Here is a 25,691-nt window from a genome sequence, read left to right on the forward strand (position 1 = left end):
CCGGTCAAACCGTCCCGGTTGCCGCTTTGCTGGGTGACCAGTGTTTGCTCCACTCGATCAAGTCTGCCGCCGGCATGGGGCGGGCGATGCCGAAACCCTGCCCGACCTCGCAGCCCAGCTGCAACAGGGCGCGGTAGTGCTCGTCGCTCTCCACTCCCTCGGCCACGATGCCCCGTTCGAAGGCTTTGGCCAACGCGATGATGCCCTGCACGATAGCCTGGTCGCCCTTGTCCACCAACATCCCCAGCACGAACGACTGATCGATCTTGAGCGTGTCCACGTCCAGATTGCTCAAATAGGTGAGCGATGAATAGCCCGTGCCGAAGTCGTCCAGGGCGAAACCCACGCCGAACTCCCGACATGATTTGATGATGGCACTGACCTGGCCGATATCGTCCAGCGCCGCCGTCTCCAGCACCTCGATCTGCACGCAACGATGGCAGGGCTGGTCACAGCACCCATCCATCAGCATTTGCAGCTTGGGTACGAAACCAGCGGATTGCAGGTGATAGGCCGAGGCATTGATGCTGACCTCCAAGGTCTGGCCAGCTCGCCGCCAGCGCTGCAATTGCTGGAAGGCATGGGCAAAGACCCAGTCCCCCAGCTCGATCTCCAACTCGGTGTTCTCTATCACGTGGAGGAAGTCGACCGGCAGCAGGAAGCCCCGGGTCGGATGGTGCCAGCGTATCAGCGCCTCGGCACCAACCAGGCGACCCGTTGCCATCTCGACCTTGGGTTGATAGTACAACTCGAACTCATCGTGCCTCAGACCATGCCTGATCTGCTGCAGCAATTCGTGATGCGAGCGGGCGCGCAGGTCGTTGGTGGGATCGAACAGATGATAGCGATTCCTGCCCGACTGCTTGGCGATGTACATGGCCTGGTCGGCATGGCGCAGCAGCGTATCGGCATCCTGCTCATCCTCCGGATAGAGCGATACGCCGATGCTGGCGCTGATGTGCAATTGTTTGCCCAGGATGTCGATAGGCTGGTTGATCCGGTCCAGCAGGCGATTCAGGCTGCCCGCGCACTCCTCCGGCACCTCCAGCCCGACCAGCAACACCACGAACTCGTCGCCCCCCAAGCGGGCGACCGTGTCATCCTCACGGATCACTTCCTTGATACGGCGCGTGATCTCGACCAGCACATGATCGCCCATCTCATGCCCAAAGGTGTCGTTGACCGGCTTGAACCCATCCAGATCGAGGTAACACACCGCCATCAGGCCCTTCTCACGCTTGGTACGCGCCAAGGCTTGCGACAACCGGTCGGCCAGCAGCACCCGATTGGGCACTCCGGTCAATGAGTCATAGTGAGCGATGTGTTCGAGTTGCTTTTCGTGCTCGTTACGCTCAGTCACATCCGCTGCGATGCCGATCAAGCCACGGATACTGCCATCCTTATTGGACAAGCGTACCTTGGTGACTTCCAGCAAGTGGTCGCGACCATCCACAAAAGGGACCCATTCACGAGAGAGATGAGGGCCATCCTGAGCAAAACACTCCTCGTCGGATTTCATGCAACTCGGGATGGTGGACGGTGGCATAACCTGGGAATAATGACGTGCCGAGAGGAACTCTTGCTCGGAAATACCAACGGCCTGACAGTAGCCCTTATTCACGAAACGCGCGCGGCCATCCGCCTCCAGCATCCAAATACCCAACGGCGCGTTATCCAGAATGCTCTGGAATAACTGGCGCTCAACTTCTAGCTCCTGACGTGAAAACTGCAGCTCCTGCTCCGCCAGTTTGCGCTCGGTCGTATCTATGCTGGTGCCGACCATGCGCAGCGCACGCCCCTGGGCATCGCGCTCCCGTATCTGTCCACGGCAGAGTATCCAGCGATAGCTGCCGTCCTTGCAGCGCAGACGCGCTTCGGAGACGAACCTGTCGTTGCTCATGCCTTTGAGCGTGGCGCTGAGACGATGGCGGGCGGCAAACTTGTCGTCGGGATGCATCAACCTCTCGATCACTGAGGAATCATGCCCCAACTCCTCCTCGCTATAACCCAACATCTCGGTATAGCTGCGGGAATACAGCAGATGATGGGTTTGCAGGTTCCAATCCCAGATGGCATCGCCCGCGCTCTCCAGCGCCAGCCGCCAACGCTCACCGACCTGTCGCTCCAACTCATATTCCTGCTCGCGCTGGCGCTGCTCCTCCTTGACGGTCTCGTAATTCCAGAAGATGAAGTACAAGGCGATCAGATACACACATGTGGTGAAGATATCGACATGAGAGTAGCCGGTCTGGAAGCCGGTCAAAAAATGAGCCGCCACGATGGCGGATAAAATGACATACAGCCAGCGCAGACCGATCACACGGCCTTTCAGGTAGAAGGTCGCAGCGGAAAGCAGGAAGAACAGCGACAACCGCATCACGTTGTAGGGAGCCAGCAGATAGATGGCAAGGAACAGCAGGAAGCTGGAAGCGATGGCGAAGTTGCTGATCAGTTCGACCTTGTCGCGGTGATGCTTGAGGTAATGCAGTGCCACGAAACTGACCGCAGCGAACCCGAAGTCTATGCACCCCATCAGCGGACTGATCTGCCAGCGATAGAAGCCCATGCCGAACGCCACCAGCGCAGCCATCAGGAACACGCTATTGAGGAAAGTGACCTTGTACTTCAGGTGGCGATCTTCCCCGGCGCAGGACTGCGCAAAAGGTTGCAGATTGGGTAAGGACCGTTTCATGGTGACGAATCGAGTCAAGTCAAATCACCGCCATTCTACGACTTCTCTGTCGCTGCGGGCGCAGGAATCAGGGGTGAAACAGGCCAGGGAGGATGGCCGCTGCGTTCTGCGAGGTGGCTTGTGCCAGTTGAGCGAGCGACACCCCGCGCAACTCGGCCAGGGTCGCCGCGATGCGCGGCAGATACTCCGGCTTGTTGGGCTGGCCGCGTGCTAGGAACACCGGCGGGATGTCGGGCGCGTCGGTCTCCAGCACGATGGCTTCCAGCGGCAACGTCGCCGCCAGTTCGCGCAGGCGCAGGGCTCGCGGGTGAGTCATCGCTCCGCCGAAACCCAGCTTGAAGCCTAGCTTGATGAACTGGTCCGCCTGCTGGCGGCTGCCGTTGAAAGCATGGGCGATGCCGCCACGCACCGGGTGCTGGCGCAGGTGTTTCAGCACGATGTCCTGGGCGCGACGCAGATGCAGCAGCACCGGCAAGTCGAATTCCCGCGCCAGCTTTAGCTGCTCGACAAAGTAGAATTCCTGCCGTGCCCGATCATAATGCTCCACAAAAAAATCCAGCCCGATCTCGCCTACCGCCACGGTCTGCGGCAAGGCTAGATAGTCGCGTAGCACGGTCAGGTCGTCCGGCACGGCGCGCTCCACATACATGGGATGGATGCCGAAGGCCGGGGCACAGCCGAGATGCTGTGCGCACAAGGCCTGTACGGTGGCGAAGTTGGCGCGCTCGACCGAGGGCACGACGATCCGACTGACCCCGGCTCGCTGGGCGGCTTCCACCAACTCGGCCTGGTCTGCGCCGAACTCCGCCGCATCGAGGTGGCAGTGGGTGTCGATGAACATGGCTAGGCAGCCGCCGAGGCGCGCTCCACCGCTGCGATGCGCGCCAGCCGGATCAGATCTGGGATGCGCGCCGGATCGCCGCATTCACGGGCGATGGCTCCGGCATCCACCGCACGGGCGGCGGCCAGCAGCTGCTCCAGATAGGCGGCTTGCGGATAGTCGTCCTGTTCGTGACCAGTGCGGCCACGCGCGTCACTCTGGCAGGCTTGCAGGATCTGCGTGAAACGCTCCGGCTTGCGCCAGCCGTCGCAACTGTCGAACAGGCGCACCACGGTGTCGGCGCGCAGCTGTTTGGCGCGATGGATGTCGCCGTGGTAGCGCGCCACCAGCCGCGCCAGATCGCGGCAATCGGCCGGGGCGCGCAAGCGCTCGCTCACGGCCTTCAGCAAGTCCACGCTGCGCAGCTCGTGGCCGATGTGGCGCGGCAGGATGTCGGACGGCGTGTTGCCCTTGCCCAGATCGTGGCCGAGCGCGGCGTAGCGCACTTCCAGCGGATAGCCGTGGCGGGCGGTGTCGTCCAGCACCAACATAACGTGGATGCCGCAGTCGATCTCGGGATGGTGTTGCGGCGGCTGCGGCACGCCGAACAACGCATCCACCTCGGGCAGGATTTTCTTCAATGCGCCGCACTCGCGCAGGGTAGTGATGAAGCGCGACGGTTTACTGCCCATCAGGCCGCGCGCCAACTCCTGCCAGACGCGCTCCGGCACTAGCGCATCCACCTCGCCGTTTTCAACCATCTCGCGCATCAGCGCTAAGGTCTCGGGCGCGAAGCTGAAACCGAACCGGGCGGCGAAGCGCGCGCCGCGCAGGATGCGCACCGGGTCTTCGGCAAAGGCGGCGCTGACGTGGCGCAGGATGCCTGCGGCGAGGTCGGCCTGCCCGCCGTAAGGGTCGATCAGCGTGCCGTCGGGTGCTTCAGCGATGGCGTTGACGGTGAAGTCGCGGCGCAGCAAGTCCTGCTCCAGCGTCACGTCGGGCGCGGCGTGTACCGTGAAGCCTTTGTAGCCGCGCGCCGTCTTGCGCTCGGTGCGCGCCAGCGCGTACTCCTCGTGGGTCTGGGGGTGCAGGAAGACGGGGAAATCCTTGCCGACCGGCTGGAAACCTTGCGCTTCCATCGCTTCCGGCGTGCTGCCCACCACCACCCAATCCCTGTCCTGCACCGGCAGGCCGAGCAGACGGTCGCGCACCGCACCGCCGACACAGTAGGTTTCCGGCTTATTTTTCATCGGGGATGGGGGTCTGGTTGGCCTCGCTCTTGGGCGCGATCACGCCCAGCCGTTGCTTGAGCGAGACACCCGGCTGGCCGAACTGGGCCGCGTAATACACGGTGTTGCTCATCACCTTCTTCACGTAGTCGCGCGTCTCGTTGAACGGAATGGTCTCGGCGTAGATCGCGCCTTCCAGCGGCACCTCGCCGCGCCAACGGCGCGCCCGCCCCGGACCGGCGTTGTAGGCCGCCGAGGCCAGCACCGGGCTGCCGTCGAACCAGTCGAGCACGGTCTTCATGTAATAGGTGCCCAGCTTGAGGTTGGTCTCCATCTGGTGGATGAGCGACTGCTTGTAGGATTTCAGGCCGAGCTTCTTCGCCACCCACTTGGCGGTGGCAGGCATGATCTGCATCAGTCCCGCCGCGCCTACATTGGATTTAGCCTGCGTCACGAAGCGACTCTCCTGCCGCATCAGGCCGTAGACCCAGGCCTCCTCCAGCCCGTTGTCGCGCAGATGGCTTTGCAACTCCTCGCGGTACGGCGCCAGGTAGCGCAGGTTGAAATCGTGCGTCGCCACGGTACGGTCGGCGGCGCTGATGGCACGGTCATACATCTCGTTGCGGCGGGCGATCTCGGCAGCGGTGATCAGCTGGCGATCGTTCAGGCTGCGCAAGGTCAGCGACCACTCCTTGGCCGCCTCGACACGCATGTCCAGCCGATACAGCAGCAGCGCGCGCTGGATGCCGGGCAGCTTGCCAACCGCCTCCAGCTCGGCTTTGCCGGGCTTGAAGCTGTCGGCCTTGCTTTCCGTCGCAATCACCGCGCCCAACTCCTCACTCGCCATCTGGCCGTAGAAGTTGAACTCACGCGCCAGATCGATGAACAGCTTGTTAGCCTCGGTGACTTTGCCCTGCTCCTTGAGCGCACGGCCCTTCCAGTAGCGCCACGGCGCTTCCTGCTGCTGGGCGGGCGTGAGCTGGGCGATGGCGTTGGCCACTTCCCGCCAGTTCTTCGCACGCAGGGCGGCACGCACCCGCCATTCCCGCTGCGCTTCGTTCAGCGGCGCATTGCCCGCCGCCCGGTACCAGTCCAGCGCATGCGCATCCAGCTTCATCGCAGCTTCGTAAGCCAGCCAGCCGCTGACATAGGCGCGCTCATCCTCGGGAAAATGGGCGGCGATGCTCTGCCAGCGGGCATGGGCCTGCGGCGGCGATTGCTTGGCCAGACGCAGTACGGCGAACTGCGCCGCGAGGCGTTGCGCCTCGTTCGGCTGATCCAGCCCGGCGTGCTCCAGATAGCGCTCGGGATTGCTGGCAGCGCTGTCCAGCATGGCGGGCGCGATCTGCAAACGGCTCGGCAGTTGCGCCGACAGGCGTTTGGCCAGCGTGACGTTGCCCGCTTCCAACGCCAGCCGCAGGCGCAGCCAGACATCCTGTTCGCCGAGCAGGTTGCGCGCCAGAGCGGCCTCGAACAGCGGCGTACAGCTTTCCGGCTGCTCGCGCCCGACCAGCCACAGCGGGCGCACCTCACGCAGCACCTCGTCGGCCTGCGCCTGGGTCGGCTGGAGTTGGGCGCGGGCTTGCAGGGCGTAGCAGCTCAGATCGGTCTCCTGCGTTTGCAGGCGCGGGAATTCGGCCAGGAAGGTGCTCCATTGCTGCGTCTTGCCGAGCTGGCGCAGCCATTCTCCGCGTAGTTTGTCGACCACCGGCGTATCGGCGGGGCGGGCGAGGAAAGCCTGGATGTCGGAGGGATCGGAGGTGGTCAGGTTCAGTCGCAAACGGTAGTACGCGACGTAAGGCTCCATGGCTGAGCGGGAGAGTTTCTCGGCCAGCTGCTCCAGCCTGACCTTGTTGCCGGAACGGAACGCGTCGCGCGCAGCGAGGAAATCCGACTCCTCGTTGGCGTGGACAAGTACAGGGGACAGCAACAGGGCAAGCAGGAAAAATCTCATCGGCAAGGGCAACCACATCAACGGCGGGAAGCATATCACACGCCTATCGGTTAGAATCCGCCGAACCGAATTTACCAAGGATAGAGCATGAAAGCACGCGTCAAATGGGTGGAGCAGGTCTCCTTTCTGGGCGAGACCGAGAGTGGGCATGCGGTGCTGATGGACGGCGCTCCGGCGGCGGGCGGGCGCAACCTCGGCCCGCGCCCAATGGAGATGCTGCTGCTGGGCGCGGGCGGCTGTACCTCGTTCGACGTGATCGCCATCCTGAAGAAATCGCGCCAGCAGGTGATCGATTGCGAAGTTCAGATCGAGGCCGACCGCGCCGAGACCGACCCCAAGGTGTTCACCCGCATCCACATGCACTTCGTCGTCACGGGCCGCGCACTCAAGCCGGACGTGGTCGAGCGCGCCATCAAGCTGTCGGCAGAGAAATACTGCTCGGCCAGCATCATGCTAGGGGCGACCGCCGCGATGAGCCACGATTTCGAGATCGCTGAGGCCCCATGAGCGCACCGCAAGACACCCTGTTCGAATTCCCCTGCGACTTCCCGCTCAAGGTGTTCGGCCACGCTCAGCCCGGCTTCGCCCAGGCCATCGCCGAAGTCGTGCAGCGCCATGCGCCCGAGTTCGATGCGGCGACCATCGAGATGCGCAGCAGCAGCGGTGCGAAATACCTCAGCCTGACCTGCACCTTCCGGGCCGAATCGCGCGAACAGCTCGACGCGTTGTACCGCGAACTCACCTCGCATCCGATGGTGAAGATGGCGCTGTGACGTTGATCGTCAAATCACTCGGCTTGGTCGAATACGAGCCGACCTGGCGCGCGATGCAGGGCTTCACCGCCGAGCGCACGGCGGATACGCCGGACGAGTTGTGGATGGTGCAGCATCCGCCCACCTTTACTCAGGGGCAGGCGGGTAAGCCGGAACACCTGCTCAACCCGACCGCCATCCCGGTGGTGCAGATCGACCGGGGCGGGCAGGTGACCTACCACGGCCCCGGCCAGATCGTGGCCTACCTGCTGCTCGACCTGCGCCGCTGGAAGATCAACGTGCGTGAGCTGGTGCGGCTGATGGAAGACAGCGTGATCGCCGTGCTGGCGCAACACAGTGTAACGGCGGCGGGGCGCGAGGATGCGCCCGGCGTGTACGTCGGCGCTGCCAAAATCGCCTCGCTCGGGCTGAAGATCAGGAACGGCTGCTGTTACCACGGTCTAGCCTTTAACGTGGAGATGGACCTGTCTCCGTTCAGCTTCATCAACCCCTGCGGTTACGCCGGATTGCGCGTGACCCAAGCCCGCGAGCATGGCATCGCCACGCCGCTGGCAGAACTTGAACAACTTCTGGCGCAGCAGTTGACCGCGCGCTTGCAACACCATCTGGAAAGCAAACATGAGCACTGAAAAACCGCACAAACAGACCGGCGCCGCCAAGACCGCGCGCAACCCGATCAAGATCGTCCCCTTGCAGCAGCGTCTGCGCAAACCGGAGTGGATACGCGTCAAATCCGGCAGCGGCGCGGGTTACCACGAAGTGAAGCGCATGTTGCGCGAGCACAAGCTGCACACGGTGTGCGAGGAGGCCTCTTGCCCCAACATCGGGGAATGCTTTGGCAAAGGCACGGCCACCTTCATGATCCTGGGCGACGTGTGCACCCGCCGCTGTCCGTTCTGCGACGTGGCGCATGGCAAACCGCTGCCGCCAGACGTTAACGAACCGGCCAGTCTGGCGCAGTCCATTGGTCTGCTCAAGCTGCGTTACGTAGTCATCACCAGCGTGGATCGTGACGATCTGCGCGACGGTGGTGCCGGGCACTTCTCCGACTGTCTGACCGCCATCCGCGCCAGTTCGCCCCAGACGCGGCTGGAGACGCTGGTGCCGGACTTCCGTGGCCGCCTCGACGTGGCGCTGGACGAGATGGCGCGCAGCCTGCCCGACGTGCTCAACCACAATCTGGAGACCGTGCCGCGCTTGTACACCCTAGCGCGTCCCGGTGCCGACTACGCGCACTCGCTCAAATTGCTCAAGGAGTTCAAAGCGCGCTTCCCGCACGTCACCACCAAATCTGGCCTGATGCTGGGCTTGGGCGAGACCGACGAAGAAGTGCTGCAAGTGATGCGCGACCTGCGCGCCCACGATGTCGAAATGCTCACCCTGGGCCAATACCTGCAACCCTCCGACGGCCACCTGCCGGTGCTGCGCTACGTCACGCCCGATTCCTTCAAAATGTTCGAGAACGCCGCGCTGGACATGGGCTTCTCCCACGCCGCCTGCGGCCCGATGGTACGCAGCAGCTACTTCGCCGACGAACAAGCCGCCCAGGCCGGGGTAGACATCCAAGACTAAGCCTGCAAGCAGGAATGAGAAAGGGCTGCCGGATCTGGCAGCCCTTGGCTTTTTGGTGCTGATGAGGTGAATCGAACACCCGACCTACTGATTACGAAACATAATCCCTTGATTTCCTAACCAACTGCAATATATCATATATTCAGGTTTAAACGGCTTCACAAAACCAACATTTTAACCAAGGCAACCTGAAAATGGCTAAAATCGAAACGAACATTGACCTGTTCAACCCCAACACATTGCGGTGCAGATTCAGAAAGCACGGGAAAGAATACCTGCAATATGAGCAATTTGTCCCAGCAAGTACGAAATCCTATGATCGCGCACTCACTCGACTCAAAAAATGGCGAGATGAGGAATTGGAACACATCACTGATTTTGGCGTGGGCACAGCCGAATCCTCCAAGCTTACGTTACGTCCACACTTCCAGGTGTATCTGACCTCAAAAGATCTGCAAAGACAGAAATCGGCCTCCAACACGAAGAATCTGATTAACCAGATACTGGCGGGACTGGATGATGCAGATCACTTGCTCGACACCCCACTAAAAAAGCTCACGGCAAAAGACTTCAAGGAATGGAAGGAAGCCTTGATAGAGGACGGATACAGCCCAAGCTCAATCAATTCATACCTTGGATGCTTCAGTGTCATCATTGAACGCCTCAAACAGGAAGTGCCCAATGGAGCAACCTGGATCGTCAACCACATCCTTGTCAGCAGGCTGAGATTCAAAAGAGGCGATCTTACTCGCCGTAGTCGCATCGCCACAGAGGAAGAAATCCAACTTCTGCTCTCCAACACGGAAAGCAAGACGCTCAAAGATGCCTTGGTTCTCTACCTCATGCTTGGATGTAGGCGATCCGAACTGGTTAGACTTCGCATTGAGGACATCAACCTAAATGAGCCCGATGTCCCACACCTAACTTTTCGGGACACGAAAAACCGTGATGACAGGAAAATCCCTCTCGACGCCAACACTGTCAACGTATTGAGCAAAATTATCGGAGGGCGCAAGAAGGGATTTGTGTTTTTGACAACATCCAATAGTCCCAAGGTCGACAAGGATAGCGCCATTACCCCCGATGCGATTACTCGGGCATACATCAAAGCACGAGCACGAGTTGCCAAGAATGTTGACAACCCTCGTCCCGAAATTGCCGACCTACGCCTGCACGATTTTCGAGCAACCTTCGTCGTTAAGGAAGCACTCGGTCGATTCAATGGAAACATCATGGCGCTGTCCAAGATTACAGGCCACCGCAACATCCAAGTCCTGATTGATCATTATTTCAGAGCAACGCACAAGGATATTGCGGAGGCTGGGGGCTACCTCAATAAAGCCAACCCCACAAAGGAGCCCACGGAGGTGGCCCAGAACTAAAGTACCGCAGCATTGGTGATGGTGTAGGTTTCACCACCAAACTCGAACTCCACCATATCGCCCGATATTTGGCAGTCATTCGCAAAGCAGTCATAGTCGATATAAGCGTGCAGGTGCTCAGGAATCTGGTGCAGGTAGCACTCGTCGAAGAGTTCCTCTGCTGCATCGCTCAGGTTTCCGTGAAAGATCGTCACGTCGTCCATGCTGTTCATCGCCTGCTCCATCGAATAGCCCAGATCGCACAGGTAAGCCAAGGCAGGCAATTGATGGTCGTCGGTTTCGTCAAGTAAGGCCAGAAACTGCCCCAAGTTTGCTTGGTTCACACTGCAAGCACGGAACAGATCAGCCTCTGCGCTGGTGCCGTCAATGAATTGAATCTCGAACTCCTCCACCGGCAAGCCGTAGGCATCGACGCACTGGCTGGACAGGGTTTCAAACTCCTCGGTTGTCGTGAAGTAGAATCCTCTGGCATCGAGGTTGTATGGTTGGGCGTAGAACTCAGGATATGCTTTTTGGTGAGCGTCGGGGTTGAATGTCTGCTTGGTTTGATGGGTGGCGTTGAGAGCGATCATGACTTTTCCTTTCGTCGTTGTTGAACATGCTTTTTGGAGCCGCGTCGCAACGCGCAACTGACAAAAGCAAGGACAGACGGGAAAGCCCGAAGAGTAGAATGGTGCGGTCAGCGTGAATGAAATGAGCCCTGCCACGGTTTCTGCTCGTAGCCCACGGGGATGGCTTGTAGGGAAGGACGATTTTGGGAAGTTGGTGGAAGGCGGCTACAGCAGGTCAATCAACCTTGACGAAAGGTGGACGGCTCGCAACACGATTGCCACCCAGTAAAGCAAGCAGGGGGCACTCAGTGTCCGGTCTGGGAAAACAATTCAATCATGCAGCCTGCCGCTGGGGCGGCATCCAAGATCGAATGTCTGATATTCGGCCATTGCTGCCAGTTTGCAGAGTAACAAAATGACTGCTGTCGGCACAGTAGCTGTCGTTCACAAGGTTCCAGATAATCCGGCATATTGACCATCCGAGTAGCAGGAGGTAGGGTGCACTTCCCGTCAGCATGGTGAAATTGCGATTGCTCCATCGATTGTGATTTTTTCGAGACGCCGGAACGTAACTGGAAACTATAACTTCAAAAGGCGGAGTGGCGCGATGACTGCAGTAATCCTTCATTTAAGCGATATACATATTAAATCCCCCCAAGATCCGATTCTTAAGCGGGCAAAGAGTATTGCGGCTTGCACGTACTCGTCGTTGCCATCTGCATCGAGAGTTTTCATTGTTGTGTCGGGCGACATAGCGTTTTCCGGACATGCGGATCAATATGCCCTAGCAGAGACATTCTTTGCAGAAATCAAGAACGCGATACTCGACGAAGCGAAACTGCCTGTGTCGTTCGTCATTGTTCCGGGAAATCACGACTGCGATTTTGATAAGAACAACAGTGCCCGAAAGATGCTTATCAAAAGCATCGACGACAGCGACGATCCTGAAATCGACACTTCGGTTATCGAAACGTGTACGTCAATTCAAGAGGATTTCTTTGCTTTCCGCGACGCGCTCGAAAACAATCCGGAGGCCCACGGTGATTCATTGTGGAGAACAGCCAGATTTCAAGTCGACGGGAAGAGTTTCAGCTTTGAATGCTTGAATGTCTCATGGGTTTCAAAGCTAAAGGAGGAGCCTGGACGCCTTTTCTTCCCGATTGACAATTACAAGGTGCAGAAATCCGACAGTGTTGATGTTCGTCTAGTCGTGTTACACCATCCATTGAATTGGTTTAGTCAAACAATTTACAAACCATTCAGAACGTTTCTTCGTCAGACGGCCAATATCATCATTTCCGGCCATGAGCATCAAGCAAATGTCGGAATTGTTCATGATGCCGAAAGCGAAAAAAGCGCATTTGTAGAAGGCTGCGTGTTACAGGGTGAAAAAGATCTATCAGATTCCGCGTTCAACGTTGTGATTTTGGATATTGAAGTCGGGCAGTTTGCATCTACGCGATACGCGTGGGCTGGCGATATGTACAAGCCAACCGAAGAGGGTTCATGGGCCGACTACCACGACCTCCCCGCCAAACGAGCAAATCCGTTTCCAATTACTGAGTCTTTTCTCGAGCGCCTTGATGACCCCGGCGCGTTTTTCAAACATCCCGGACAAACGAACATTTCGCTTTCGGATATTTTTGTTTATCCGGACCTTCGCAAAGTCGGCAACGGGGAAGATAAACGCCGAAGCTTTATTAGCTCCCAACGCTTACTATCTCCTGAAGTTACTGCGGACGGAGCTCTTGTTGAGGGAGATGAAAAGGCTGGATGCACCAGCCTGCTCTTCGAACTGTATCGGCAATACCACGGGCGCGGCTTTGTTCCAGTCCTGATAAACGGAAAGGAACTTCGTCGCACAACGGATGCGGAAATCCATTCGGCAATAAGTCATGCGGTCGAAATCCAGTACGGAAAAGCACACGTAGAAGCATTTAGCCAACTACCTGCAAGCCAAAAGTTGTTGCTCATCGACAACTTTGACGAAAGCTCGATGAAGGCTGCGGACGCCCGCGCAGATTTGCTTTGCGCTCTCAAAAAGCGCTTTGGACATATGGTCGTTACAACCGGCGCAATGTTTGAAATGCGGGAGATGCTCGATGGCGACGCATCCCGCCAGCTTCTTGGGCTTCAGCATTATCAGCTTCAGCCATTTGGTTACCAGCTTCGCTCTCAGCTAATCGAACGCTGGTTTTCTTTGGGTGCTGATGGAACTGTCGATGAGGCGAAGTTTATCGCCCAATGTGATCAGGCCGAGCGATTGATGGATGTCGTGATGGCAAAAACTGTTGTGCCGTCTCACCCGCTATATCTGCTGACATTGCTGCAAAGCATGGAAGCTGGTCGCAGCGGAGATTTCAAAGAAAGTGCTCTCGGCTATTACTACCAATATCTACTGACAGAGGCATTCCAGAATTCTGGTGTAAAGCCGAATAAACTGACAGAGACATTCCAGTATTCAGCGCATTTAGCGTGGGAGTTTCATCTTCACAAGAAAAGTGAACTAACCAAGGATGAACTGCGCGAGTTCAATGAACGATTCTCGAAGCACTGGGTCACGGTCGATTTTTCTCGTTATCTCGATATCTTGCTGGATGCTAGGGTGCTGTGCCGCTCGGGTGACGACTACAAATTCAGGTATCCGTACATTTACTACTACCTGAAAGGACATTACCTAAGCGAGAACATATCGGATTTGGATATTCGGGCATATATCGGTCACTGTACCGAACATCTATATGTCCGCGATCATGCAAATACCGTGCTTTTCTTGGCTCATCACTCCAACGATGAATTTGTTTTAAATTCGATTTCGAGTGCTCTTCACGGACTATTTCGGACACATGCACCTGTTACTTTTGAGGGCGATACAACTGGAATCAAGCAGCTCATTGAGGATGCGCCGAAGCTAACCTACTCAGGCGAATCTCCGGTCGAGCATCGGAAGCGCCGCAATGAACTTCAAGACCAGCTTGACGACGGACATGACGGGCTGTGTGAAACCGAAGAAAGTTCGCCAGAGTTAAGCTTGCTTGCCCAGATGACCATGTTGTTCAAAACCATGGAAATCCTCGGTCAGGTCTTGAAGAATCAGTACGCCAAGATACCGCGCTCGCGAAAGGTTGCTTTACTCGAAGACCTATTCAATGGCCCACTTCGTGCAATCCGTGACTTTTACAGCTACCTAGAGAAGCATCCGGATGCTCTCGTAGCCGAGATTGATGCGGCACTGCTGCGAAAAGGAAAAATCGAGAACGATGAAGACCGGAAGGCCATCGCACGAAGGGTTGTCGCCAGCCTTGTTCAGATCATTACTTTCGCGTTTGTATTGCGAGCTGCGCAATCGGCCAATTCAGATAGCCTATCTGAGGATGTAAGAGAGGTCGTAAAGAAAAATCCGACACTCGCATTTAAGCTTATCGAGCTCAATATCATCTTGGATTCACCGAAGACGATTCCTCGACAAAAATTAAAGCAATTGCACAAGGATGTGGAGAAAGACCTAGTCGCCTCGAGGCTTCTTCAGATAATGGTGCTCAATCGTCTATACATGTTCAAGACATCCGAACAAGACATGCAATGGCTGTATAGCGAATTGAATATTGACTTGGGCATCCAACATGCTATTACCTACCAAGAAAAATCTCGCAGGCTTGTAAAGTGAGTCACTGTAAGTGGAAGGTGTCTGGAATTTTGTGTTAAGCGGCCCTTATTGCATCATGTTCAGATGACCGCTATGGCCGAATTTCAGACATTCGATCTTGGATGCCGCCCCAGCTACATCCTCAGGTCACGCACCTGACTTTCTTCCCCGACGAGGTTTCTTGGGCACCTCTGGTGTGTTGTTTGGTTTCTGCCTGAGGTGATGTTTCAGTATGCGTTCCTGAAGAGAAGAACCAATCGGCACGATCATTTTGGTCTCGGTCATGTCAGTCTCGACAGATCCCTTGCCTCGACGGATTTCGGTTAGCAATTTCTCCTGTGCCTCGTCTTTGGGCACGATCTCCATACCCTCAGCCAAGGCTCGCTCGAAGGCACAACGCAGGAAATCCTCGTTGCCCGTAAATGAGACCGTGTGCCAGCTCTTGGCTTTGGCAATCTCGATCAGGCGGTATGCCGACAGCTCGGCACTGCCACCTTCTGCCACGATTCGGTCGCCGTGATCCGTGATGGAAGAGCGGTCTTTGAAATACAGGATGGCGTATTCGCCCTTGAGCTCGATTCGACTGATGTATTTCGAGAATCCGAACTGGTGGTTGTACTTGCTCTTGAGTAGCTGACGCAATTCGTGGGCTGCCGCTTCGCCTTCCGTTTGGATAGACCACTCAGCATCCTCGTCGAACTTGGGTGGGTTAGGGGTTCCAGTTGATAGGGTAGGCTTGGGCGCTGCTGGAATGGCCTTCAGCACCTGCTTTTTCTTGATCTCTTCGTTGACTTGCTTGATTTGGTTGTTCATGGTTTTTACCTCGCTGTGGAAATAGGCCGCTCTGCCTTCGTGTAGCGAGGGCAACACAATCAGCCCCCTATCAGCGTGTGAGCGGCTATCCACTCGCTGACCTACGCCTGCCGCTACAAGAGCGGTGTTCGTGTGCCGTTCCCAAATGAGGCGGCATTGTTTAATGAATTCCTGTCCGTCCCAGTCACGACGCTTGGTCTTGCTGAAACTGAATGGAGCGACCTGCTCACGCTCGCTCATACAGATGTGGCAATGCGGATTGCCCAGCTTGTTGTGGATGGAGTAATCGAAGAAGGAACGCTCAGCACCGAAGGTCTGACGCGCCTCCTCGATGAAGCCTAGGATCAGTACCTGCTGATCGGCCAAGTCAAGCTCCACCGGCAAAGCAACCTCGATCTCCCTTCCTACCGTTGCACGACAGTGGGTCTCGTTTTGCTCGATGGTTTCGTAGAGCAAGACTAGATTGGAAAGCTGGGAGTAGTCGGTTTCGTCGCCGTCGGCATTCACGAAGCCGGACAGAGCCACTTCACCTTTCCCCCGAAAGTTGTAGTGCTTGCCGCTATGGCGGCACCCAGCCTTCAAGCCACGGCGATAAGCCATGCCACCCACCGCAGTTCGCCCACGACTGCGCCGGTAGGAATCAATGTGGAGGTGGTAGATCGCCATGTGGGCTCCTTTCTTCTTGTTGTTCTGGGGCTTGGGGGTATCCCCCAACGCAGCATTTCCGAAGAAATGCATAAGTGCGTCTAGTCCCTTGGTTCACCTCTTGTACTAATGGATACCGCTCGTCAGTCAAGTCTTGACGATTGATTTAATTGATCTATATGGATGAAAGGTCGAATTTGATGAGGAGAGTGGAATGGGATACTCGTATTCGAAACGGCTCGAAGTGATCGAGCAAAAACGCCAGAAGCTGGAACGGCAACTGGTGGAACTGAATCAGCAGGGAAAGGTGATTTCTGCTCGTGAGCGTGAGACGAAACGCAAGGAACAGAACCGCCAGAAATATCGCTGGGGCGGATTGATTGAACTGGCAGGTCAACAGAAAAACCGCACACTGTCGGATGAGGTGCTTTTGGGTGCCTTGCTTCAAGTGATGGTAGTAACCGATGCCGCCACGTTGGAGCGGTGGAACAAACAGGGGGCTGGGCTATTGAAGGATCAGCGGCAGAGCATCAAGGAAAGTGCTGCCGCCCAAGGTTACACGCAGGCCGACGTTCGGTCTGAACGGTAAAGGGCATGGACTGAGCTCATGCGAAGAGTGGTACTGCTGGCTTAGACCGACCTATATACTTTGGCCTACTCTCGCAGATGGTGATTGTGATAGGCTCCCGCTATATGAACCATTCCAACGAAGCCTTTTCCCGTGTGATTATCGACAGCCAATTATCCAGCCAAGGCTGGAATCTGTCCGATGGAATCAGTGTGAAATACGAGGTCGTGATGCCTGATGGCACCAAGGCTGACTATGTATTGAATGACCGTCACGGTAGAGCCCTCGCAGTCATTGAAGCCAAGAGGTTCTCTGTCAGCCCTGATTCCGCATCAGATCAGGCAAAGAACTATGCCCGTCAATTGGACGTGCCTTATATTTTCCTCGCCAATGGCAAGGAAATCCTGTTCTGGGAGTGGCGTAATGAAGCGTTCGCCCGTCCAGTTAAGACCTTCTTCAAGCAGGATGACCTTGAACGGCGATCTGCCACGTTGAAGGTGTCTCGCAAGCCCACCACGGTTCCGATTGATGTCCGTGTTTCTGGTCGAGATTATCAACAGGAGTGCATTCAAACTGTATGCCGTGAGATCGAGTCCGGTCGCCGTAAATTACTGATTGAAATGGCAACCGGCACAGGCAAGACCAGAACGGCTGCGGGACTCATCAAGCGGCTGTTCGAGGCTAACGCCGTCAGTCGTGTTCTCTTCTTGGTTGACCGGATACCTCTTGCCACCCAAACCGAGGAAGCCTTCGCTGAACACCTGAAAGATTTTCCCTGCTATGTGTTGCGGGCTGGTCGTCGTTTTCAGGATGAGAAACGGATTACCATCACCACCCTGCAAAGCATGGTGAACATCTATGGGGAATACTCGGCGGGCTATTTCGACTTGGTGATTTCCGATGAGTGCCACCGTAGCATCTATGGGCAATGGAGTGGAGTGCTCAAACATTTCGATGGCATCCAAATTGGCCTAACTGCCACGCCGTGCATCAGTGGGCAGGATGCTGAATCGGGCGACGAAGAGGATGCAGAGTTTGTGAAGGACACCTTACGGTTCTTCGAGGTGGACAAGCCGACTTTCACCTACAAGATGAAGGATGCCATCCGTGATGGCTATCTGGTGCCATATCAGATTTACCGTGCGAAAACGGTCAAGACTGCCTCGGAAGGTGGCTTCCCCGTCAAGCGGGACGAACTGGATTGGTCAGCGATGGATGCTGACACAAAAGAAGAGTTCAACAAGCTGTTCAAGGAGTCCGACACCATCACGATAGACCCGAATGCCTTGGAGCGACGATTCACCATACCCGAACGCAACCGTTCCATTGTGCGAGAGTTTCGCAAGGTAATGGATGAGGGGTACATCGACCTTAAGGGCATCCTGAGAAAGCCACTCTTGGGCAAGAGCATCGTATTCGCCGTCAACAAACAGCATGCCGAAACGCTTGCCAAGATGTTCGACGAAATTTATGCCGATCAAAAGCCGACGCCAGAGACACGCTACGCTGACTATGTGATTTCAGGCGTGGGGAAGGATGACACCACTGACGGCTTGAGCAAGATTCGGCGGTTCAAGAAAGAGCCATACCCGAAGATACTGGTGTCAGTGAACATGCTGGACACCGGCTTTGACTGTCCAGAAGTGGTCAATCTTGTCTTTGCCCGATTCACCAAGTCGGTGATTCTGTATCAGCAAATGCGTGGGCGTGGCACTCGCAAGGCTCAAAACAAGCCGATCTTCACCATGTTCGACTTCGTGGGGGTGGTGGATTACCACGGCGATGGCGATGAATATGGTTCGGGCGGTGTCATTACTGAGAAACCGAAAAGACCTCGCCCTCCCCCCAGTAAGGGGGCTTTGGTTGTGGATGTCGATGACCATATCGACCCGTTCAGTCGGGGCTGGATGACCGTGGACGAGAACGGCAACATCGTTTTTCCGGAAGCCTCCGAAGAGAAAGCCAGCCAATTAGGCGCTCGTTTCGAGGCTTGGTTGACTGCACGGGACGATTTAACTCCATCACAGGAAAACCTGCTGCGCATCGTTGGCAGTCAGATTCGGGCGAATGCGGAGCACTGGGATGAGTTTACCAGTGGGCATTTCGCCTTCCATCCATTCAGCGCCCAAGGTGGCTATGCCAATGCGGTGCGGATATTCGGGGGCGAAGATGCTCTGGAATCCATACTTGTCAGCCTGAATGCCTCGGTCTACCAGAATGACAATGATGGCGAGGAGCCGGTAAGCTACCAGCCAGCCTCTCCACAACAATAACAAGGAATCGCAATGCCTTTGACCGCAGATATGCGTTCGTCTATCGAACAGATTCGTAATTATCTTTATGGCGGCGGTTACCCCGATCCGATGAGCAATGCGGAACAGTTGTCGTTCCTATTTTTCTTCTACCTCATTGAAGGAATCGACTCTGAGAACACCATGCGGGCTCGGGTGCTGAAACAGTCCTACACCTCGATTTTTGCTGGGGACTGGCATTTGAGAAATCCACTCAATGCACGCCAGTCGGATGAAACGAGCATCGGGCGAGATCAGTTCAAGTGGTCAGTCTGGGCAAAGGGGATGAGTGGCGAAAGCCTCGTCCGTTTTGTGCGGGATGAGGTGTTTCCGTTCTTCGACGAAGTTGCCGAACGGTCTGCCTTCAACTTCATGAACGGGGCTCGCCTGACGATAGACGAACCGACGGTATTAACGCAGGTGGTCAATCTGGTCGATGGCTTGCGACTCGATCAAGCCGATGCCGACACCAAGGGCGACTTGTTCGAGCATGTGTTGCGACAAATTAAGCAGGCAGGTGAATTGGGGCAGTTTCGCACTCCTCGCCATATCATCCGTGCCATCGTCGAAATGGTGAACCCGCAAATCGGCGAAACCATTTATGACCCTGCTGCCGGAACGGCAGGTTTCTTGGCGGCCGCATACAACCACATCCGGTTAGCCAACTCTTCGCCAAGTGGCATCCACGAGGATGAGTTGGATGGCAAGAAACAAAGGCGAGGCGTGGGCGACAGGTTGTCTGCCCAGCAGATTGTCGTCCTCCAAAACAGCACCTTCTACGGCAACGATGTTGATCCCAAGATGGTTCGACTTGCCACCATGAACCTGACTTTGCGGGGCTTAGCGAATGTCAGAATTCTGCTGCGAAATGTGCTCACGACCACCCTCGATTCTGAACGCAAGCACGAACTGGGCTTGCCCGATGAAGGCTTCCATGTGGTGCTTGCCAACCCGCCTTTTTCGGGGCGGGTGGACAAGGATCGCATCGTGGATGATGTGAAGGTCGGCACGACAACATCGACTGAATTACTGTTCCTGAAATATATGCTGGACAGCCTTCGCACTGGGGGGCGATGTGGCGTGATCGTGCCGGAAGGTGTGCTGTTCGGGTCAACAGGTGCCCATAAGGAACTGCGCCGTCAGTTGATCGAGAATAATACGGTTGAAGCTGTACTTTCCCTGCCTGGGGGAGTTTTCCAACCCTATTCCGGCGTAAAGACCTCGGTGCTGTTCTTCCGTAAAGGGGGGCGAACCGACAAGGTAATGTTCCTCCATGCCGATGACGACGGCTACAAGCTGGATGCCAACCATGACACCCCGATTGAACTCGACGACATGCCCATGCTGGCTGAATGCTATAAGGCAAGGAGTGAACGCTGGCAGGAATGGCAAAGCCGTGATGAGTCGGCGGAATGGACTCACAAGTGGTGGTTTGCACCTTCCGAATCGCTCTATGCGAATGACTTCAACCTGTCTGCTGGGCGCTACCGTCCTATGTCGCAGTCGGCTATCGAGCATCGAAACCCGAAGGAAATACTGGATGAATTGATGGCTCTTGAAATTGAGATTACAGAAGAAATAAGCAATCTCCTCGCCTCAATTGGGGGCGATTAATTATGAACGTGGTATTTGGTTCCAATGTCCGCCTTGATGCTGTTGCCAGCATCATTATGGGACAGTCTCCTCCTGGAGAAACTTACAACGAACGTGGCGAAGGGCTACCATTTTTTCAAGGAAAATCAGAGTTTGGTTTACGACATCCAACACCGAGGAAATGGTGTAGCGCCCCTGTGAGGATTGCCGAGTCTGGCGATATATTAGTATCTGTAAGGGCTCCAGTGGGGCCGACTAATGTTGCCAACACAACGTGCTGTATTGGACGAGGACTCGCTGCTATTAGAGCCGATCAGAGTAGAGTAATTCCCGAGTTCCTGCGCTTTAAGATGATTGAGGCCGAGTCGGAATTGGCTAGAAAGGGGCAAGGCTCAACTTTTCAAGCCATTAACCGAGCTGATTTGGCCTCAGTCTCGTTCCCCCTCCCCCCACTTTCGATTCAACAGCAGCATGTCCGAAATCTTTCTGCGGCAGAAAGCATCGTCCGTCTTCGCCAAGAGGCCGAACGGCAGTCTGCCGAAATGGTGGCGAGTATTTTCTTGGAGATGTTCGGCGACCCATTGAAAAATACGATGGGGTGGGCTGTAACGTCGTTTGGAGACTTCGGGGATTGTCGCCTTGGGAAAATGCTTGATAAGCAAAAGCAGACAGGGTTGTTCCAGAAACCTTACATTCGAAATATCAACGTACAGTGGAATAGTGTTGATATAGATAGTATTTACACGATGGATATATCACCCGAGGAGCAAGAGAGATTTAGATTGCTTTCTGGTGATGTGTTGATCTGCGAAGGGGGCGATATAGGGAGAGCTTGTATCTGGACCGGCGAGATTGATGACTGCTACTACCAAAAGGCATTGCATAGACTACGACCTGATCTGAGAGTGGTGAAACCAGATTTTGTTGTGTGGCTCTTATGGTATCTATCAAAGTCAGGGGCTCTGATGGGATCTTCTGGTCATGCGACCATTCCACATTTGACTGGTGTTCAGTTGAAATCAATGCAGGTTATTTGTCCTGACATTGAAGTCCAAATCAAATTTGAGAAGAGGTGTCAACAAGTCCGCTCCATCCAAGCCCTTCAAGCTCAAGCAACAGCCAAAGCACAAGAGTTGTTTGGTGCCCTGCTGGCGAGAACATTTTCCGGCAAAGATTAGCCTGCCGCTGTGGCGGCATCCTGTTCGTCTTCGGATAAGATGGATTGCCTCAGCTTTTCTGTCAGCAAGTTGACTGCATTTCCGATTGGGTGAGCATTTGGGCTGTCATCGTTAAGCAGCGAATGCAGGGCATCCAGTCGAGCCCACAATGGATCCAGCCTAAGCATCAAGGTACACAAGTCTTGCCGTGAATACGGATCAGCATTTTGGGTGTCATTCACGGCAACTTGGCAGAGGCCAATCGCCAGTACCCCATAACCATACCAAACATCTCCCGCCGCCCTGTCTTTATCTTCACTGCCTGAAAGAAGGGGGTGTTGGTTACCCTTTGTTATCTCATTCATGGGAGGGAGGGGCAGTTTGTGTAGCAACTGAACCCAAATTTCCCATGGGACATCGGCAAATGCCCGATGCTTATTACCCTTGTATCCAAGCAAGTCGAAACTGGCGGAATACTTATCAAGCTCTGCCGAGTCGAATACAGCAGAATCAGTCATTGGCTTCCAAAAGTCCACGGCAGTAATTTTTCCGGCAAGGGCAGCCCACAAGGGGGTCTTGTATGGCCCAAGGGTATAGAAGCTCGCGGTTCCAGACAGAACCTTGTCTATGCTTTCAATCAGATCCGAGCTAAGCCTGACATGTCTGCCAAGTCGGTAGGCTGAAAAAGCGGGCAATGTTGCATTGCTGTTCGACTTGTTGCCTTGAAAAATGTTGTTCAAGTCTGACAAAGCAATGGTTCGAGTACGCTTGGATTTGCCCAGACGCTCGTTCAACAGATCAAGTGTGCCGGTCGAGACGAATGGATCATCATTGCTGGGGTTGGCTATTCCAGCATACTCATCGGCCTTCTGCTGAGTGCGGTGGCGAACCCAATTTGCCCATGCCACGGTACGCACTTTTTCCCAATCCTGTATTTCAGGTTGGCCACGCCTTCTTGTTGTAGTCATCAATCACCTGTGCGGAGTTATTCGATAGCGATCTGAATAATGCTTGAGGAAATCGTTTTCTGCAAATGGTTAAATGTCTCCATCAACAGGGAGTTAACCAGTTGATATTTCACAATAAGGAGAATGTTATGAGCAACGAAATCAATGTCGCAGAAATGATGACCATCGAGAAAATCCACGAACTGATTCCGGAGTTGAAGGGGGACGAATATGCCGCACTTCGCAAGGATATTGAACTGCGAGGGCAGTTGATGCCGATTATTACTATCGACGGACAGGTGATTGATGGTCGGGCGCGCCTACAGATTTGTAAGGAGCTGGGAATCGAGCCCATCATCACCGAACTTGGTGAGTCCAACACCTCACCGGCAGAAGCAGCCCACAGTCTGAATGTGCTCCGGCGGCATCTGACGACAGGGGAGCGGTCTATTCTGGCGGCACAAATGATCAATACCTCGAAGGGGGATAACCAGCATTCTGGGACTAACAAAATCACCCGCAAGACTTCCGCTGAGAAAATGGCGGTATCAATGGACAGTATTGATCGAGCCTGTAAGGTTTTAAAAAGCGGGAGTCCAGCACTGATTGAAATGGTGAAGAATGACGAGTTGTCGCTGACCAATGCGGCGCAAATCGCCCAAGCTGTCCCCAGTCTGGACAATGCCACAAAAAATGACATCCAAAAAATCCTGAAGGCTGGGATTCAGCAGACCAAGAAAAAGAACTACACCGCAACTGTCACCGCTGCAAAAATCAAGGCGGCACAGGAGTTGAGCAGAAACAATGAAGTTGCACTGAACTCGCTGGAAGGGCTGTACTCTTTGTACTATTTGGATCCGCCTTGGGATTATGGTGGAAATAATGAATCCTCGTTCTGTGCTCCGGATGCTCACTATCCGCTGATGCGTCTTGATGAAATCAAGGCGTTGCCGATCAAAGATGGTGCTGCTCCGGATTCCATGATTTACATGTGGGTGCCAAACTGCATGATTCCGGATGGGCTGATGCTGTTCACAGAGTGGGGGTTTGAGTTTGTTTCTACGATGGTCTGGTGTAAAGACAATGCAGTGCCGTCAGAAGGCCCAACCCTGACCTCCCACGAGACCTTGCTTGTCGGGAAGAAGGGCAGCCTGCCTTGCATAAAGACTAAGCGAAGCAAATCATGGCATCATGAGCCAAGGCGTAAGCATAGCCAAAAGCCGGAGCACTTCGCTGACATGCTGACGGCTATGTATCCAGATGTCGCCAAGATCGAGATGTTTGCTCGTGAGCCCAGAGCAGGATGGACTGTGTGGGGGAATGAGGTTATAGGTGTAGGTGCTGAACCAGTCCATCAGGTGCAGGCAACACTATTGAGGGTGTCCGCAAATGATGAACATGTGGAAATCGCCGCCTGAGGCTGCAAGGCATCAAAATGGCAACTCCTCGCAAATGAACAGTTCACCCTCGATCCTGCCTGCTGGGTTGGGTGTGGGCTGTTTCCATTCAGGAGTGGCCGTGGTGTCAGCCTTCGGTTTTAGCGACACTGACGACTCCCTGATCCGCACGGTCTTGCCGTTCTTGTTTTGCCTTTTCTGCCTTGTCTCAAATTGGAAGCGGTGGCGTAGCCCCTTCCAAAACATCTCCACCCCCAGCGGCGTGCGTTGAGCAGCTTCGCACCAATCCGCATACGCTCGATAGATCTGGTCGTTAGCAGTCCATACGGTGGAGCTGGAGTGAATGCCTTCTTCTTCGATCCATGCCAGCAAGCTGTCGCTTTCCAGTCGCATCGTTTGTTTCTGTGATCGGATGGTTTCCGGCAACTCGACTTCTGTCAGCATTCGTCCACGCCGGACAATGCGGATCGCCCCCTCCAGCAACCAGTCGAGCACAAGGTGTAGCTCGTCGGCGATGATTTTCTTGTCCAGATCGGCGATACGCTCGGATTCGGGCACCTGAACCTGCCACGGCACGAACACGATGCGTCGCCAAACCCCATCGGATTTGTCGGCGATGTGAGGCACATTGTTGGAGGAGATGATCCACTTTGCACGCGAGCGGTAGGAGCGTAGGGGTTTGTCATATTTGCGGTTGATGTCAATGCCGTTACCTGTGATGAGGGTCTTAAAAAGTTCCTCATCAAAGCGGGCGTTAGCAACTTCATCCACTAGCACCAGAGAAGCCCCGATCAGCGGTTCCAGAGCGAAATTAGCAGACAGCCGATCCAGCCGCAAGCGACAGGCTTGGCGATGGATGGCCTCTACCACTTCCATCAATACCCCCTTGCCGTTTGCCCCTTGCCCAACAAACCAGCCCGCTACGCCATAGTTGGCGGCCAGCAGGGTTTGCCCGCACAACTCCTGAACCACGTCACGGATGGCTGGGTCGGGTAGCGAAACATTCAGGAATCGCCCGAACAAGCTGGATTCGGGTAGGTGGTTGGGTTGATATTGGTCGGAATGTGGCTGGTGGCCAAGATTGGCTTGGATGACGTAATCTACCCCATACTCAGGAGCAGGCCGCATCACTTGAATTGATCCATCCTGCTGGATGTCGAGGTAGCCACTCAGTGTCGGGATGATGGATGAGCGGGTAGAATCCGGTAAGGGCTTTGCCTGTCGGAGTCGGGCACAGGCATAGTTCCAGATCGCCGAGGCGGTCTGGGCGGTGGCCTTGTCGGGATAGTGTATATCCAGCCACTGTGAGGCAATGGCCTTACCCTCTTCGGCGTGGACATATTCCCAACAGTATTTGCCCCAGCGATACATACAACCAGCATCGGCTGTGCTCTCGGTTTTCATGGCCCACGGGCCAACCATGTTGCGGTTGGGTGCGGTCAGCATCAGGTCGGCAAATACTTTGTCGAGCGAGGGCTTGCTAGCTTTGCTCGGAGGCTGGTTGGGTGAGCAGGCTTGCGACTGCTCGGGTGTTTCAGGTGGGTAGGTGTCGGCGGGTCGTTCTCCGACGAGTTTGGATTTGAATGTCATGGTGTGTGTTCCTTTCGATTGGTTTAGAGCAATAAGCCCTCCTTGGTTGAGTTGAAGATGTTTCCTGCTGG

19 protein-coding genes are annotated in these 25,691 nt (G+C 55.4%); 11 read left to right on the plus strand and 8 right to left on the minus strand.

Going from position 1 to position 25,691, the window contains the following annotated elements; all coding sequences use genetic code 11:
- Positions 1–4 precede the first annotated feature (4 nt).
- From DM08_RS02635 to DM08_RS02650, 4 genes are all read right to left on the minus strand, one after another.
- Positions 5–2,692, minus strand: a complete 2,688-nt coding sequence (locus DM08_RS02635; RefSeq protein WP_051937750.1) for a putative bifunctional diguanylate cyclase/phosphodiesterase — start codon at positions 2,690–2,692, stop codon at positions 5–7.
- A gap of 67 nt (positions 2,693–2,759) precedes the next feature.
- Entirely contained in the window at positions 2,760–3,533 is a 774-nt protein-coding gene (locus tag DM08_RS02640) for a TatD family hydrolase (RefSeq protein WP_035383099.1), read from the minus strand.
- Between the two features lie 2 nt (positions 3,534–3,535).
- Positions 3,536–4,762: a multifunctional CCA addition/repair protein gene (locus tag DM08_RS02645; protein ID WP_035383100.1), complete on the minus strand. Its 1,227-nt coding sequence runs from the start codon at positions 4,760–4,762 to the stop codon at positions 3,536–3,538.
- Entirely contained in the window at positions 4,752–6,695 is a 1,944-nt protein-coding gene (locus DM08_RS02650; RefSeq protein ID WP_035383382.1) for a transglycosylase SLT domain-containing protein, read from the minus strand. Before DM08_RS02650 ends, DM08_RS02645 begins: the two co-directional genes overlap by 11 nt.
- Before the next feature lie 87 nt (positions 6,696–6,782).
- On the opposite strand from DM08_RS02650, the gene DM08_RS02655 reads away from it, so the two are divergent.
- The 5 genes from DM08_RS02655 to DM08_RS02680 all read left to right on the plus strand — a co-directional run bounded on the left by DM08_RS02655 (position 6,783) and on the right by DM08_RS02680 (position 10,422).
- A complete protein-coding gene (locus tag DM08_RS02655) occupies positions 6,783–7,202 on the plus strand; it encodes an OsmC family protein (protein ID WP_035383101.1) in 420 nt (139 codons plus the stop codon).
- The gene (locus DM08_RS02660) at positions 7,199–7,468 is read left to right on the plus strand and encodes a YbeD family protein (RefSeq protein ID WP_035383102.1); all 270 of its coding nucleotides are present in this window, start codon (positions 7,199–7,201) and stop codon (positions 7,466–7,468) included. The genes DM08_RS02655 and DM08_RS02660 overlap by 4 nt, the downstream gene beginning before the upstream one ends.
- The gene (gene lipB, locus DM08_RS02665; protein WP_035383103.1) at positions 7,465–8,097 is read left to right on the plus strand and encodes a lipoyl(octanoyl) transferase LipB; all 633 of its coding nucleotides are present in this window, start codon (positions 7,465–7,467) and stop codon (positions 8,095–8,097) included. Before DM08_RS02660 ends, lipB begins: the two co-directional genes overlap by 4 nt.
- A complete protein-coding gene (gene lipA / locus DM08_RS02670; RefSeq protein WP_035383104.1) occupies positions 8,087–9,040 on the plus strand; it encodes a lipoyl synthase in 954 nt (317 codons plus the stop codon). The genes lipB and lipA overlap by 11 nt, the downstream gene beginning before the upstream one ends.
- Before the next feature lie 194 nt (positions 9,041–9,234).
- Positions 9,235–10,422 (plus strand): tyrosine-type recombinase/integrase, encoded by a 1,188-nt coding sequence (locus tag DM08_RS02680; RefSeq protein WP_035383105.1) that lies wholly within the window; start codon positions 9,235–9,237, stop codon positions 10,420–10,422.
- On the opposite strand, the gene DM08_RS02685 is transcribed toward DM08_RS02680, so the two are convergent.
- A complete protein-coding gene (locus DM08_RS02685; protein ID WP_035383106.1) occupies positions 10,419–10,994 on the minus strand; it encodes an antirestriction protein ArdA in 576 nt (191 codons plus the stop codon). The genes DM08_RS02680 and DM08_RS02685 overlap by 4 nt on opposite strands.
- Positions 10,995–11,580: 586 nt before the next feature.
- On the opposite strand from DM08_RS02685, the gene DM08_RS02690 reads away from it, so the two are divergent.
- Positions 11,581–14,640, plus strand: coding sequence for an STAND family AAA ATPase (locus DM08_RS02690; protein WP_035383107.1), 3,060 nt, complete (start codon positions 11,581–11,583; stop codon positions 14,638–14,640).
- A gap of 126 nt (positions 14,641–14,766) precedes the next feature.
- Here the strand turns inward: DM08_RS02690 and DM08_RS02695 are convergent, their stop codons facing one another.
- Positions 14,767–16,098, minus strand: a complete 1,332-nt coding sequence (locus DM08_RS02695) for a MobA/MobL family protein (RefSeq protein ID WP_161780250.1) — start codon at positions 16,096–16,098, stop codon at positions 14,767–14,769.
- A 193-nt stretch (positions 16,099–16,291) separates the two neighbouring features.
- Here DM08_RS02695 and traD point away from each other — a divergent pair, with 193 nt between their 5' ends.
- From traD to DM08_RS02715, 4 genes are all read left to right on the plus strand, one after another.
- Positions 16,292–16,666: a conjugal transfer protein TraD gene (gene traD, locus DM08_RS02700; RefSeq protein WP_035383109.1), complete on the plus strand. Its 375-nt coding sequence runs from the start codon at positions 16,292–16,294 to the stop codon at positions 16,664–16,666.
- Between the two features lie 104 nt (positions 16,667–16,770).
- Positions 16,771–18,918, plus strand: coding sequence for a DEAD/DEAH box helicase family protein (locus tag DM08_RS02705; RefSeq protein WP_035383383.1), 2,148 nt, complete (start codon positions 16,771–16,773; stop codon positions 18,916–18,918).
- Positions 18,919–18,930: 12 nt separating this feature from the next.
- Positions 18,931–20,550 (plus strand): HsdM family class I SAM-dependent methyltransferase, encoded by a 1,620-nt coding sequence (locus DM08_RS02710; RefSeq protein WP_035383110.1) that lies wholly within the window; start codon positions 18,931–18,933, stop codon positions 20,548–20,550.
- Between the two features lie 2 nt (positions 20,551–20,552).
- Entirely contained in the window at positions 20,553–21,707 is a 1,155-nt protein-coding gene (locus tag DM08_RS02715) for a restriction endonuclease subunit S (RefSeq protein WP_081908739.1), read from the plus strand.
- Here the strand turns inward: DM08_RS02715 and DM08_RS02720 are convergent.
- Positions 21,704–22,654, minus strand: a complete 951-nt coding sequence (locus tag DM08_RS02720) for a hypothetical protein (protein WP_152555760.1) — start codon at positions 22,652–22,654, stop codon at positions 21,704–21,706. The two genes, DM08_RS02715 and DM08_RS02720, sit on opposite strands and share 4 nt — an antisense overlap.
- A 128-nt stretch (positions 22,655–22,782) precedes the next feature.
- On the opposite strand from DM08_RS02720, the gene DM08_RS12155 reads away from it, so the two are divergent.
- The gene (locus tag DM08_RS12155) at positions 22,783–24,051 is read left to right on the plus strand and encodes an MT-A70 family methyltransferase (protein WP_161780251.1); all 1,269 of its coding nucleotides are present in this window, start codon (positions 22,783–22,785) and stop codon (positions 24,049–24,051) included.
- A 12-nt stretch (positions 24,052–24,063) separates the two neighbouring features.
- Here DM08_RS12155 and DM08_RS02730 read toward each other — a convergent pair whose 3' ends face one another.
- Positions 24,064–25,620, minus strand: coding sequence for a DNA primase family protein (locus tag DM08_RS02730; protein ID WP_051937753.1), 1,557 nt, complete (start codon positions 25,618–25,620; stop codon positions 24,064–24,066).
- Positions 25,621–25,691: the final 71 nt, after the last annotated feature.

It is taken from the genome of Ferriphaselus sp. R-1 (assembly GCF_000746095.1).
GTDB lineage: Bacteria > Pseudomonadota > Gammaproteobacteria > Burkholderiales > Gallionellaceae > Ferriphaselus.

What these genes read in the sequence shown, in the direction of transcription:
- DM08_RS02635 (WP_051937750.1), bottom strand. Translation starts at nt 2,692, where the DNA reads ATGAAACGGTCCTTACCCAATCTGCAACCTTTTGCGCAGTCCTGCGCC.
- DM08_RS02695 (WP_161780250.1), bottom strand. Translation starts at nt 16,098, where the DNA reads ATGGCGATCTACCACCTCCACATTGATTCCTACCGGCGCAGTCGTGGG.
- DM08_RS02645 (WP_035383100.1), bottom strand. Translation starts at nt 4,762, where the DNA reads ATGAAAAATAAGCCGGAAACCTACTGTGTCGGCGGTGCGGTGCGCGAC.
- traD (WP_035383109.1), top strand. Translation starts at nt 16,292, where the DNA reads ATGGGATACTCGTATTCGAAACGGCTCGAAGTGATCGAGCAAAAACGC.
- DM08_RS02640 (WP_035383099.1), bottom strand. Translation starts at nt 3,533, where the DNA reads ATGTTCATCGACACCCACTGCCACCTCGATGCGGCGGAGTTCGGCGCA.
- DM08_RS02710 (WP_035383110.1), top strand. Translation starts at nt 18,931, where the DNA reads ATGCCTTTGACCGCAGATATGCGTTCGTCTATCGAACAGATTCGTAAT.
- lipA (WP_035383104.1), top strand. Translation starts at nt 8,087, where the DNA reads ATGAGCACTGAAAAACCGCACAAACAGACCGGCGCCGCCAAGACCGCG.
- DM08_RS02685 (WP_035383106.1), bottom strand. Translation starts at nt 10,994, where the DNA reads ATGATCGCTCTCAACGCCACCCATCAAACCAAGCAGACATTCAACCCC.
- DM08_RS02730 (WP_051937753.1), bottom strand. Translation starts at nt 25,620, where the DNA reads ATGACATTCAAATCCAAACTCGTCGGAGAACGACCCGCCGACACCTAC.
- DM08_RS02650 (WP_035383382.1), bottom strand. Translation starts at nt 6,695, where the DNA reads ATGAGATTTTTCCTGCTTGCCCTGTTGCTGTCCCCTGTACTTGTCCAC.
- DM08_RS12155 (WP_161780251.1), top strand. Translation starts at nt 22,783, where the DNA reads ATGAGCAACGAAATCAATGTCGCAGAAATGATGACCATCGAGAAAATC.
- DM08_RS02715 (WP_081908739.1), top strand. Translation starts at nt 20,553, where the DNA reads ATGAACGTGGTATTTGGTTCCAATGTCCGCCTTGATGCTGTTGCCAGC.
- DM08_RS02690 (WP_035383107.1), top strand. Translation starts at nt 11,581, where the DNA reads ATGACTGCAGTAATCCTTCATTTAAGCGATATACATATTAAATCCCCC.
- DM08_RS02680 (WP_035383105.1), top strand. Translation starts at nt 9,235, where the DNA reads ATGGCTAAAATCGAAACGAACATTGACCTGTTCAACCCCAACACATTG.
- DM08_RS02720 (WP_152555760.1), bottom strand. Translation starts at nt 22,654, where the DNA reads ATGACTACAACAAGAAGGCGTGGCCAACCTGAAATACAGGATTGGGAA.
- DM08_RS02660 (WP_035383102.1), top strand. Translation starts at nt 7,199, where the DNA reads ATGAGCGCACCGCAAGACACCCTGTTCGAATTCCCCTGCGACTTCCCG.
- DM08_RS02655 (WP_035383101.1), top strand. Translation starts at nt 6,783, where the DNA reads ATGAAAGCACGCGTCAAATGGGTGGAGCAGGTCTCCTTTCTGGGCGAG.
- DM08_RS02705 (WP_035383383.1), top strand. Translation starts at nt 16,771, where the DNA reads ATGAACCATTCCAACGAAGCCTTTTCCCGTGTGATTATCGACAGCCAA.